The following is a 12,515-nucleotide window of genomic DNA, read 5'->3' as shown; positions in this document are numbered from 1 at the left end:
TTTTTGGTCATAACTGATTTACATTTACAAATACAAAAAACCTTTTTATTAAAAATGGACGCCACAGTATTTAAAAAAAATCTGAAAACAATTGATACTTCATCCCTGGTGGACAGAGTAGAAAAAAAACTGGTGGAAACCTTACAAAAGAAGAAGCTTAAAACCGGCGATTCCATTCCCAAAGAAATTGAGCTGGCAGAAACGCTTGGCGTTAGCCGCACTGTTATCCGCGAAGCGCTGCTCCGGTTAAGAATGATGGGCCTTATTGAGTCTAAAAAGAAAAAAGGCGCAGTAATAACCAGCCCTGATTTGTTCGGCATCCTGGGCAAAAGCATGAACCCGCACATCCTTGACCAGGATACATTAAAAGAGATTTTTGAAATCAGGTTAGCACTCGAGATAGGCATGGCCGATTTTCTCTTTAAAAGAAAAACAGATGAAAACATTGAAGAATTGAAAAAAATTGTCAGTAAAGAACCTGAATTTACTGATCAGCATTTGTTCAATATCAGCCATGAGATTGCCTTTCATGGAAAATTGTATGAGATCACCGGAAATGAAACCATGAAAAAATTTCAGAAAATGTTATTACCGGTTTTCGATTATGTGCATCACAGTGGCTTGCTTGGCAAACCAATTACTTTTAAAAAATTTGTTTCTCATAAAGAACTGGTGGATATTTTAGATAAAGGAACGCCCGAACTATTCAGGAATGCCATGCGCCATCATCTGGAAAATCATTTTGCGAGGATTTTTGATTGAAACATGAAATTGAAAATGTGTAAATGTGAAAACAGGAATAGGCTTTATTTATTCGTTTACTGTTTCCAAAATAACTTTTAGCGGTATTTAATTCTTTCCGTAAAAAAGGACAACTAACGATTCTACGACTTTTATAAATCCGGTTTTATTAAATAATTTTACACAATACATTTATTCAAAAGTATTTCAACCGCTATAAAAATTATTTACCAATTGACACTTAGCATTTCAAAAAACAAAATCCGGCTATTTAAAATCATCTTACTATTTTTTGGTTGCTTCGTTCTCATTTCTTCTACAGCCCAGGCGCAGCAAGACTCCTGCCATATCAGGATAAGCCTGCTGACCGCAACGCCGGGTGAAGAATTGTACTCAACTTTTGGCCACAGCGCTTTACGTGTAACCGACACCGTTAGAAACACGGACATTGTTTATAATTACGGTACTTTTAATTTTGAAGAGCCGAATTTCTATTTAAAATTCGTAAGAGGAAAACTTCCTTTTTATTTATCTACTGATAATTTCGACAATTTCATGGCCGAATACCGGTATGAAAACCGCGGCGTAACCGAACAGATTTTAAACCTTACCTGCGAGGAAAAAGCTAATATACAAATGATGCTCATGGTGAATATGATGGGCAACAACAGGGGTTATAAGTATGATTTCACATTTGATAATTGCACTACACGTCTTAGGGACCTTGTTGAAAAAGCTTCTGACTCTACCGTAAACTTTGGCCAGGTTTTACACACAAAAATGACATTCAGAAATCTTATTTATGAATACCTGAATAAGAATGACAAACAATGGAGCAAATTAGGAATTGATATTTTATTGGGAAGCAGGATGGATGTGGCGGCCACTCCTTACCAGGTGATGTTTCTACCGGAATATTTAATGAAAACTTTTGATAGCTCCACAATTGACGGGCGGCCATTAGTTTTGGACGAGCAATCATTGATAAGACAAAGGCACACCGGCGAAATTAAAAACAACCTGACGCATCCCTTTTTTCTTTTCGTTTGCCTTTTTGTACTGATAGCTTTTTTCAGCTTTTCCAAAAATAAAAACACCCAAAAAATTCTTGCTTCTTTTGATGGATTTTTATTCTTTATCACAGGCCTGCTGGGCATTTTAGTGCTCTTTATGTGGTTCGGAACCGACCACTACATGTGTCGTGATAACCTGAATATATTATGGGCATGGCCTACGAATGCAATCGCCGCATTTTATATGCATTCCCGGAAAAAATGGGCGAAAAACTATTTTTTAGTATATGCTCTTTTCAATATCCTTCTTATCATTTCCTGGAAGTTTATTCCGCAACATTTTAATATTTCCCTTTTACCCATAATCTGCCTTTTGATTTTCAGAAGTTTAATTTTTACCTTAGGGAAAAAGTAAACCAATGAACACCTTCCGCTATCAAAATAAAAAGATATTTTACCGTAAAGAAGGAAAGGGCAAACCCTTGATTTTGGTTCATGGCTTTGGCGAAAATGGAAATATTTGGAATGAGCAGGTGGATGTTTTAAAAGAAAATAATCTTTTGATAATACCCGATCTGCCCGGCAGCGGGAATTCTGAAATGCTTGATGGAACAGCATTCATAAAGGATTATGCGGAAGTAATAAGGGCGCTGGCTGATGAAGCTATTTTTCAGGATAAGGAAATTAACGACGAACAATTTTCACTGATTGGGCATAGCATGGGTGGTTACACCACGGTTGCTTATGCGCAAAAGTATCCCGAATCGTTAAGTTCATTTGGATTGTTTCATTCGTCCGCGTTTGCAGACAGTGAAGAAAAAAAACAAACCCGGAAAAAGGGAATTGATTTTATAAAAAGCCATGGTTCCATCGCATTTTTAAAAACCATAGCCCCTAATTTATTTTCCCCGAAAACCCAGAAAGACAGGCCTGAGCTTATTAATCAATTAGTAGATTTAGGTAAAAACATCACCCCGGAAGCCCTGATACAATATTATGAGGCGATGATGGCAAGGCCCGACAGAAGTTTGGTATTGGAAAGCTTTTCAAGGCCGGTGCTTTTGATTGCGGGCAAATATGATACAGCCATTCCTTTGGACGCACTGTTGCAGCAATTTAAAATGCCTTCTATCGCGTCGGTGCATATCCTTCAGCAATCAGGGCACATGGGCATGTGGGAGGAAACTGATTTATCCAATTCAATCCTGAAAAATTTTTTAATCCAGTTAAATTAACCTCGGAAAAACTACCGGCATTTCCATTTATCATTTCTTTTAAAAGTTATCTTTTAGAAAAACTAATTTGCATATTTAACCCGGATGAAAAAAGCAGCAATCATATTACATGTGATTTTGTTTTGCGCCCTCGCTTCAGACGGGCACCACATCGTTGGAGGTGAAATGGTTTACCAATACCTGGGTCAAGGGTCTTCGGTAAATACCAGCAAATATTTAATAACACTTAAAATATTCAGGGACCAGAATGTTCCGCCAAACACGGCGCAAATGCCCGCTGAAGTGTATATTGGCATATTTAATAACGATAACGGCCAGCAGTTTCAGGGCCCTTATCCTTATTACATAGTTCAAAAGAACAGTGAAACTCCGGTAAAGATTAATGCTTTCCCCCCCTGCATGAGCAATGCGCCAAGCCTTAGTTATCATGTGGGTATTTACCAGTTTACTGTTGACTTGCCGGACAATGAAAAAGGGTATACTGCTGCTTATCAAACCTGCTGCCGGGTTGATGATATTGAAAATATTACCAATTTCAATGGCAGTTCAACCGGCTCTACTTTTACATGCACCATTCCACCGGGGAAGTTTAAAGACAGTTCACCGGAATTTTTAACGAGTATAGATGTAATATGCGCCGGAAAGCCATTTCAATTGTTTTATGAAGCTACCGATGCTGATAAAGATTCACTGGTATATAGCTTAGGCGCTGCGTTTGATGGCGGCAGCTTCAGGGATGACAAAAATGCAAACCCGGCGCCACCGCCGTATAATCCTGTAAATTATATTAATGGCTTTACTGAATCAGGACCTTTGGGCACCGGCGCCACTATCGATACCAAAACAGGAATCATCAGCGGCATAGCTCCGCAAATTGGTAAATATGTTTTGGAAGTTAGCGTGCTCTCGTATCGCAACGGAGTGTTGCTCAATGAACATAGAAAAGATTTTATCATTAATGTTACCAATTGCGATTTTGCCGGGGCGCAGCTTAATCCGAGGCCGGTGCTTTGTGATAGTTTTAATGTCGCTTTCCAGAACGACAATGCTTCGCCGCTGAACACTTCCTTTTACTGGGAATTTGGCGATATAAAATCAGGCGCAAATAATATTTCAACCCTGAAAAGCCCGAACCACGTTTTTACCGATACCGGCACGTTTACCTATAAATTGGTTGTAAACCGCGGGCAAAATTGTTCTGATTCTACTACACAGGTTTTAAAACTTTATCCCGGCTTCTACCCGTCATTTGATGTAGATGGCCAATGTATTAATTCGTCCATTTTGTTCTTTGATAAGAGCATTACAAATTTTGGTTCTGTTAGTAGCTGGTCATGGGATTTTGGCGATGAATCTACCACCGCTGATTCATCCAACAAAAAAAACAGCAGCTATGAATATGCAAAAGCGGGCAATTATAGCATACGCTTAACGGTAGGCAACAGTAAAGGCTGCAGCAAAACGATAAGCAAAACAATACCTATAAAAACGCAGCCCGATTTTTCATTAAGCAATGATACCCTGATATGCAATATTGATACCTTACAATTGAAAGCGGTTGGCAATGGCACCATCTCGTGGACGCCGGATTATAATATCAGCAACCTGAATAGCTTTAATCCTTTGGTAAGCCCGAAAAGGCCAACTGTGTATTATGCCACCTTGCACGAAGGCCGCGGCTGCATTAGCACTGATTCAGTTTTTGTAAACGTGGTAAATAAGGTGGATGTAAGCCTAAAATCAGATACCACTATTTGCCTCACTGATACGGCAAGATTAAACCCTATCAGTAACGGACTTCAGTATTTGTGGACATCTTCTGATAACAGCGTAACCGATACAGCTAAAAGTATCCTGGTAACGCCTGCCCGGAATACGATTTATCACCTGGTTTCTACTATTGGCAAATGCAATGCGGCAGCAAACATTCATGTAAAAACCGTTCCTTACCCGCTGGCAACGGTTATCAGCGATTCAACGATTTGTTTGGGAAACAGCATTCAATTGCAGGCAAGCGGGGGAAGCATTTATCACTGGTCGCCTTCAGTTTATTTAAATAATACGGAAATTAAGAATCCTGTAGCCAAGCCAACGGAATCCATCAGCTATACGCTACAGGTAAATGATGTGTTGGGGTGTCCTAAACCTGCATTTGCAACTGTAAATATAACGGTCGAAAATTTAGTAGCTGATGCAGGGCCCTCCGATACCTCTATTGTTCAAAACCAGCCTTTGCAGCTAAACGGTAGTGGCGCCAAATTCTATCTATGGACGCCATCCACCGGGCTAAGTAACCCTGCCATAAGCAATCCCGTGGCTATTTTAAATGAAAGCCAAAAATACACGTTACAGGTAAAAAGCCCTGCCGGATGCACTGCCGAAGATTCTATTAACGTGCTGGTGTATAAAGTGCTTCCGGATATATTTGTTCCTGACGCCTTTTCACCAAACGGCGATGGCCTTAATGATATTTTCCGGCCTGTTGCGGTGGGAATAAAACAACTGATTTATTTTAAAGTATATAACAGGCGCGGGGAATTGGTTTTTTCAACCACCACACAAAACCAGGGCTGGGATGGCATTTATAAAGGAGCGCTACAGGATGCGGATGTATATGTATGGATGGCCGAAGCAATAGATTATCTGGGAAAAACAATTTTTAAGAAAGGTACTGCCGCTTTAATCCGATAAAAAAGCTTGGTCTGTTTAATTTGTTTTGATTGCTTATTCGATAAAGTACCGGAAAATCATTGGGGTTTTTTATAGTAAACCAACATGTAATCTCTTTTTTTATTTTATATAGTACTCGTCGCTGGTTCTTTTTTTATAACGCTTTTGAAACAGGCCAATGTTGTAACCCGCCCTGATTACCGGGCTCATATTTCCATATTGGTCACGGTAAGGCGAATTTATATCGCCATAGACATCCCACATGATGGATAAATAATAATAAGAATTTCCGCCATTTTCGCGGCCACCCGCATATCCTGCGCCAATCAAAAAGCTTTTTGCATCGAGGCTGTATTTTTGAGTTGGGCCAACGTTGGGAATTGATTTTACGTGAATGGAATTATATTCAAACTGGCCGGAAGCGAAGAGAAAATTAACAGGAAATATCCTTACAAATGCGCCTGGCCCAAAAGTGGTTTGTCTTACTTTATCCTGCGAAACATAATATTTTACAGACAAATAATTAATATTAAAATTAATGCCCGCATCCAGCCAGGGGGTAAGGCTGTAGCCAATTTGGGGTGTAATTCCAAGGCTGGTGCTGCCGCTGCTGAATCCTACATTGGCGCTGCCGCCGGTAAAAAGTTTGGAAGGATCAAATCCTTTTTGTTTAACCTCAGGGGAATTGTAATTATCCTGTGCCTTTGCCTGGAAAAACAAAGGCAATAGTAAAAGAACGATCCATTTTTTCATAATTCAGTTTTTATCTGTTTTATAAGCAAAGTTGAAACGAATTTAATACAAGGATATTCAAATTAATCGTTAATATGTTGGAAGGCAAACAGCTTGTAATTCCGGTTAAGGGGTTGCTACTTTCTTACAAAAAATGGCTTCAAAATCGCTCGGGCACGAATTAACAACTGTTTATGGTTTTTACTTCTGGTTATTTTGTTAGTTCAGTTTTAATTTGTAATTTCAATCACGATGGCATTTTTACATTACATACAGGCATTTTTAAAAGATAAGGCGCCAGCCTTAGCTCGTGTGTGTAATGCGTCGAATCCAATACTAAACAGCCGAGATCTTATTCTGTTTTTTTCAAAGAATAAGGACTTAGAATCTTTTTCCCCGTACTATATCAACAAATAAGTTACGGGGTAATTCCTTTAATTTTTAATGTATTATCAATCAGGCTTTTCCTTCAGGGAATTTTTATCTTTTAAATAAAATTACACTAACAAATAAACATTTTACAAACACTTAAAACTACAAAATAATGGCAACTGCAACCTTAAACCCGGCAACTACTCCTGTTATTATAACAAGAACCGATTTTGAAATATTAAACAGCTACGTAAAAAACCTGCATGGAATGCAGGTAAATGAAAGAGAAAATTTTAGTAAATTATCCGGCGAGCTAAAAAAAGCACAAATCGTAGAAGACGACTCAATGTCTGCAGATATTGTAAGGCTTGGATCCACGGTGGTTATTAAAGACCTCGTAACCAGGCGCGACATGACTGTCACTATCGTTTTGCCTTCTAAAGCAGATATCAAACAAAAGAAGGTATCAGTATTGGCTCCTATTGGCACCGCCTTAATTGGCTTCCGCAAAGGGCAGACTGTAAGCTGGAACGTACCTTCCGGAAAAAAGGATTTCAAAATTGTAGATGTAAACAATGATAATCTTTCAGAATAATTGAATCTTTAAATTCATTTATCATGCATACTATTGAATATATCGGGCTTTCTATTATTGTTTTTTTCCTGTTGCTGGCGCTGTCTATATCGTGGGTAAAGCGTGCCAACAGGAAAAAACTTAATAGGAAATTACAAAGAGAATTCGATGATTTTGTTGTCGAAAATGATCTTACTATAGACAATAAGCAAAGGTTTAACCGTAACATTATCGGCATTGACCGGCTTAATTACGTAGTGGTTTTTTTTAACAATAAATCAAAAGATATTCAATCGGTGCACCTGAAAGACCTGCAAGAATGCCGTGTGGTGAAAGAAAAATCCGAACCGGGAGGCCATATTCACCAGATTTATTTAAAATGCAACTATAAGCAAAAAGAACGCGGAGCAGTTATTTTTCCCTTTTATAACGCTTATGACGACGATCTGTTTATGATGATGGCCATTTCCAAAAAAGCAAATAACTGGGCGAAAAGAATCAACATTTTCCGTGAGGCTGCGGTGCTTAAAAACAATCAAAGATTAACCGCGTAAATAAAAAAAATCACAAAAGTTTTTCTCACAAAACAGTAAAGCAACAAATTTCGTAGATTTCTGTTTTATGGATTTATTGACAGGATACAAGTAAATTTGTTGCTTCGAAAAACTTTTATTTTTATAAACCTATTCTGGTGAAGAAAGGATTGTTATTAGCTTTGTTGGTCATTGCCGGATTGTTCACCTTTGCCCAAAAAAAATACACGCTCAGCGGCACTATAAGAGATCAAAAAACAGGGGAAACCCTGATAGGCGCCACCATAGTGCTGAAGGGAACAAATACCTACAATGTATTGAGCAATGGATATGGTTTTTATTCAATCACTGTTCCTGGAAATGATTACGTTGCTTTGGCCACTTTCTCGGGATACCAAACTGACACTTTTGATATTTCACTTACCACCGACCAGGTTAAGAATATTTTTTTGCCGCCGCTGGCCACCAGGCTCGATGAGGTAGTTATTACTTCACGAAAAAATGACATCACCCATTCGCTGCCAGGAATGCAAAAGATTTCGATGAATGAAATTAAAAACGTTCCGGTTTTATTTGGAGAAAAAGACATTTTAAAAACCATTCAGTTGCTTCCCGGAATCAAGTCTGCAGGCGAAGGCTCATCGGGATTTTTTGTTCGCGGCGGCGGTGCCGACCAGAACTTAATTTTATTGGATGAAGCCACGGTCTATAATGCATCACATCTTTTGGGCTTTTTTTCCACTTTCAATTCAGATGCTATAAAAGATGTAACGGTGTACAAAGGGGACATGCCCGCTCAATATGGCGGTCGCTTATCCTCATTGCTTGATATAAAAATGAATGATGGCAATGAAAAAGAGTATAAAGTAAGTGGAGGCACCGGTCTTATTTCATCAAGAATCAATGTAGAAGGCCCGATTGTAAAAAATAAAGGCTCCTTCGTGGTAAGCGCAAGAAGGACATATGCTGATTTGTTTTTAAAAATCTCGCATGATTCTGATGTGAACAAGAGCGTACTTTATTTTTATGACCTGAACGCCAAAGCCAATTACCAATTCAACAATAACAACAGGCTGTATCTTTCCGGATATTTCGGCAAAGATGTATTAGGCTATGGGCAACAGTTTGGCATTAAATGGGGAAACAGTACAGCTACACTTAGATGGAATCATATTTTTAATAACAAATTATTTTCCAATACTTCTTTTATTTTCAGCAATTACGATTATAATATCTCTATTAACCAAACGAATAACAATGTGGGCATACTCTCTAAAATAAAAGACCTGACGCTGAAAGAAGATTTACAATATTATGCGGGAAATAAAAATAAAATAAATCTGGGTTTTAAAATTACAAGGCATGTATTTACGCCCGGAAATATTAAAACCTCAGAAACATCATCCTACAATTCTTTAATTCTTCCTGATAAATATGCAATAGACGGCGCAGCGTATGTTTCCGATGAATGGGTTTTAAATGATAAGCTGAAAATCAATTCGGGCTTACGGCTCTCTTCTTTTTCAATGACAGGGCCCGGAGATTTTTATACTTATGACCCTAATGGAAACATCAAGACTATTGAAACTTACCCGAGGGGAAAAATAGTGGCATCTTACTTAAACCCCGAACCCCGCTTTGCTGTTAGTTTCCAACTTAACCAACAAAGTTCAGTAAAGGCTTCCTATTCCAGGAATGTGCAGAATCTTCACCTGCTTTCTAACTCCACCGGCAGCAACCCTACGGATTTATGGATTCCGAGCAGCAATAACGTAAAGCCCGAAATTGCTGACCAGGTAAGTGCGGGATATTACCGAACCATAAAGAATAATCAATATGCCTTTTCTGCGGAGATTTATTTTAAAAATCTTCAAAACCAGATAGACTATAAAAACGGAGCAATATTAGTGGCCAACCAGTTGGTAGAAAGCCAGTTGGTATTCGGAAAAGGCCGCGCCTATGGTCTTGAATTGTATTTGAAGAAAAACTATGGCAAGTTTACCGGGTGGGTTAGTTACACGCTTTCACGAACAGAGCGCAAAATTGACGGCGTGAACAACAACGCCTGGTATCCGGCAACGCAAGACCAAACGCACAATCTTTCCATCGTAGGGATATACCAGATTAATAACAAATGGACGCTATCTTCCGATTTTGTATTTTTTACAGGAAATGCAGTAACCTGGCCTTCCGGAAAATATGATGTCAACGGAAGAAGAGTTTTTTATTACACGGAAAGAAATGGTTACAGAATGCCGGCTACGCACCGGCTAGATATAAGCGCCACGCTTCAGGGTAAAAAGACTAAAAAATTTGAAGGAAGCTGGACATTTTCTCTTTACAATGTGTATGGAAGGCAGAATCCCTATTTCGTTCAATTCCAGGACGACCCGGCCAATCCCCAAAAAACACAGGCAATACAATATTCGCTGTTCAGGTGGGTGCCATCAGTTACCTATAATTTTAAATTTTGAGCCAGATGACGTTTATCAAAAAAAATATTTCTTTTCTCATCTTCCTCATTTTCGTTTGTAGTTGCAAAAAAGTGTTGGATGTTAATCTCAAAGAATCGGCGCCGCAAATCGTAATTACCGGCGAAGTGAACAATCTGCCAGGCCCTTACAGGATATCCATTTCAAGGTCCGTAAATTTTGGAGAAACCAATGATTTCCCGCCCATATCCGGCGCTTTGGTTACCATCAAAAACAAGAGAATTACGGATACTTTGTCAGAAGACGAACCCGGAAAATACTTTACCAAAAGAATAAAAGGCAAACCGGGTGAAAGCTATACGCTAAAGGTGGACCTTCAGGGAAAGATATATACCGCCACTTCTGTGATGCCATTGCCTGTGGAACTGGATTCAATTTCTTTTTTATCAGGTAGGAAAAATACCATTTATCCGGTGGCTAATTTCCAGGATCCGCCGGGAGTTCATAATTACTACCAGTTTATAGAATATATAGACGGCGCCACTTTAAGAAACGGCCGGGGCAATTCAGTATTTGACGACAGGCTTTCTGACGGAAGATATATTACCTCGGTTATTTACAACGACAGCTCTGTAATTAAAACCGGCGCTACACTTACCGTTCAGATGAACTGCATTGATGAAAAAGTATACACGTATTTAAGCGAATTATTACAAATCACTAACGGCAGCGGCGGCGGATTTGGAAGCCCTGCTCCCGCCAACCCCGAAAGCAATATCAGCGGAGGCGTATTAGGCTATTTCAGCGCCAATTTCGTCAGCTCAAGAACGGTCACCATTGAATGATATACAGGAAATAAAAATAGCGACTATTTGTCCGTTTACTGCAAATAGATTGTCGAAAATATCTTAGTCAGAGAAATCAGTAATTTTTTTTCTGCCGGTTTTAATAACCCCTTTTTCTTTTTTCAGTTTGATTCTCTTTTCCTTTGCGGCCTGCGTTGGCTGGGTAGGTTTGCGTTTTTTTCTTCTGATTAAAGCATTGGCTAAAAGAAGATGAAGTTTTATGATCACCTTTTCCTTATTCTCTAATTGTGTTCGTTCCGATTGGCTTTTGACGATCAGATTTCCCTCTTTACTGATTTTGTCAGATAGTTTTTCAAGGATCGTTTCTTTTTGCTTTTCTGAAAGTATTTCTGAAGAAGCAACATTAAAAAATCCCTCGACCATAGTTTCAACTTTGTTGACGTTCTGGCCACCCTTTCCTCCACTGCGGGCGGTCTTAAAATCGATTTCTTTCAGCACATTTATCATCAGATAAAAATACAAAATTACTCAATGACTTAACGGCATGGATTTAGCTTGCATTAAATTCGTAATTTGGGGCCTTATTTTTATAATACAGAAAAAAAATTGATTTTTGCAGATAACCATCAGTGAATGAAGTTGAAAGATATATATGTATCCTTATGCGAAAGAAAAGTAAACGGTAAAAAGTCTTTTGCTGTTTTGATAGATCCTGATAAAGTAAATCATGAAAAACTTGAGCGCCTTATTGAACTCGCCATCAATTCAAAAGTGGATTATTTTTTAGTGGGAGGCAGCCTGGTGATTTCAAATTACCTGGATGAATGTGTTCAGTTTATCAAAAAAAATTGTACAATTCCGGTGGTATTATTCCCGGGAAGCTCAGCGCAGGTGTCAAAATTTGCCGATGCATTATTATATCTTTCATTAATCAGCGGCAGAAATCCCGAGTTATTAATAGGTCAACATGTAGTAAGTGCCCCGGCAATAAAGATGAGTGGCCTGGAAATAATGAGCACAGGTTATATGGTAATTGATGGTGGCGCGCCTACCACCGTTTCGTATATTTCAAATGCCACGCCTTTGCCTTGCGACAAAAATGAAATAGCGATGTGTACAGCAATGGCCGGAGAGATGCTTGGAATGAAACTGATATACATGGATGCAGGCAGCGGCGCCAAAAAGCCCATCTCAGAAAGCATGATTGAACTGGTAGCTAAAAATATAAAAGTTCCATTGATAATTGGCGGCGGCATTACAGGCGCCGAAAAAGTATATTTAAATTGTAAAGCAGGCGCCGATGTAATAGTGGTCGGCAACGCGATAGAAAAAGATGAATCTCTTATCATGGAAATGGCATCTGCCGTACATTCAGTGCCACAGAAAATGATTGGGTAGCAATCTTTT

General features: G+C 38.9%; 11 protein-coding genes. 9 read left to right on the top strand and 2 right to left on the bottom strand.

Annotated features, from left to right (window positions below; genetic code table 11):
- Nucleotides 1–54 precede the first annotated feature (54 nt).
- The 4 genes from EFY79_RS07085 to EFY79_RS07070 all read left to right on the top strand — a co-directional run bounded on the left by EFY79_RS07085 (nucleotide 55) and on the right by EFY79_RS07070 (nucleotide 5,680).
- Nucleotides 55–762, top strand: a complete 708-nt coding sequence (locus tag EFY79_RS07085) for a FadR/GntR family transcriptional regulator (RefSeq protein ID WP_123120065.1) — start codon at nucleotides 55–57, stop codon at nucleotides 760–762.
- A gap of 213 nt (nucleotides 763–975) precedes the next feature.
- Nucleotides 976–2,169 (top strand): lipoprotein N-acyltransferase Lnb domain-containing protein, encoded by a 1,194-nt coding sequence (locus EFY79_RS07080; RefSeq protein ID WP_158605169.1) that lies wholly within the window; start codon nucleotides 976–978, stop codon nucleotides 2,167–2,169.
- Between the two features lie 4 nt (nucleotides 2,170–2,173).
- Entirely contained in the window at nucleotides 2,174–2,989 is an 816-nt protein-coding gene (locus tag EFY79_RS07075) for an alpha/beta fold hydrolase (protein WP_123119975.1), read from the top strand.
- An 84-nt stretch (nucleotides 2,990–3,073) separates the two neighbouring features.
- Entirely contained in the window at nucleotides 3,074–5,680 is a 2,607-nt protein-coding gene (locus EFY79_RS07070; protein ID WP_123119974.1) for a PKD domain-containing protein, read from the top strand.
- Nucleotides 5,681–5,779: 99 nt separating this feature from the next.
- On the opposite strand, the gene EFY79_RS07065 is transcribed toward EFY79_RS07070, so the two are convergent.
- The gene (locus EFY79_RS07065; protein ID WP_123119973.1) at nucleotides 5,780–6,412 is read right to left on the bottom strand and encodes a hypothetical protein; all 633 of its coding nucleotides are present in this window, start codon (nucleotides 6,410–6,412) and stop codon (nucleotides 5,780–5,782) included.
- A gap of 523 nt (nucleotides 6,413–6,935) precedes the next feature.
- Between EFY79_RS07065 and EFY79_RS07060 the strand changes: the two genes are divergently transcribed.
- From EFY79_RS07060 to EFY79_RS07045, 4 genes are all read left to right on the top strand, one after another.
- Nucleotides 6,936–7,358: a GreA/GreB family elongation factor gene (locus tag EFY79_RS07060; protein ID WP_123119972.1), complete on the top strand. Its 423-nt coding sequence runs from the start codon at nucleotides 6,936–6,938 to the stop codon at nucleotides 7,356–7,358.
- Nucleotides 7,359–7,381: 23 nt separating this feature from the next.
- A complete protein-coding gene (locus tag EFY79_RS07055; protein WP_123119971.1) occupies nucleotides 7,382–7,891 on the top strand; it encodes a hypothetical protein in 510 nt (169 codons plus the stop codon).
- Nucleotides 7,892–8,028: 137 nt separating this feature from the next.
- Nucleotides 8,029–10,344 (top strand): TonB-dependent receptor, encoded by a 2,316-nt coding sequence (locus EFY79_RS07050; protein ID WP_123119970.1) that lies wholly within the window; start codon nucleotides 8,029–8,031, stop codon nucleotides 10,342–10,344.
- Nucleotides 10,345–10,349: 5 nt separating this feature from the next.
- On the top strand, nucleotides 10,350–11,147 hold the full coding sequence (locus EFY79_RS07045; RefSeq protein WP_123119969.1) for a DUF4249 domain-containing protein: 798 nt from the start codon (nucleotides 10,350–10,352) through the stop codon (nucleotides 11,145–11,147).
- 63 nt (nucleotides 11,148–11,210) lie between these two features.
- Here the strand turns inward: EFY79_RS07045 and arfB are convergent, their stop codons facing one another.
- Nucleotides 11,211–11,615, bottom strand: a complete 405-nt coding sequence (gene arfB, locus EFY79_RS07040; protein ID WP_233577948.1) for an alternative ribosome rescue aminoacyl-tRNA hydrolase ArfB — start codon at nucleotides 11,613–11,615, stop codon at nucleotides 11,211–11,213.
- A 126-nt stretch (nucleotides 11,616–11,741) separates the two neighbouring features.
- On the opposite strand from arfB, the gene EFY79_RS07035 reads away from it, so the two are divergent.
- Complete coding sequence (locus EFY79_RS07035; protein WP_123119968.1) at nucleotides 11,742–12,506, top strand: geranylgeranylglyceryl/heptaprenylglyceryl phosphate synthase; 765 nt, start codon at nucleotides 11,742–11,744, stop codon at nucleotides 12,504–12,506.
- Nucleotides 12,507–12,515 lie beyond the last annotated feature (9 nt).

This window comes from Hanamia caeni, from assembly GCF_003721595.1.
Taxonomy (GTDB): domain Bacteria; phylum Bacteroidota; class Bacteroidia; order Chitinophagales; family Chitinophagaceae; genus Ginsengibacter; species Ginsengibacter caeni.
Note: the sequence above shows the minus strand (reverse complement) of the source record. Positions and strands in the feature narration are given on the sequence as shown.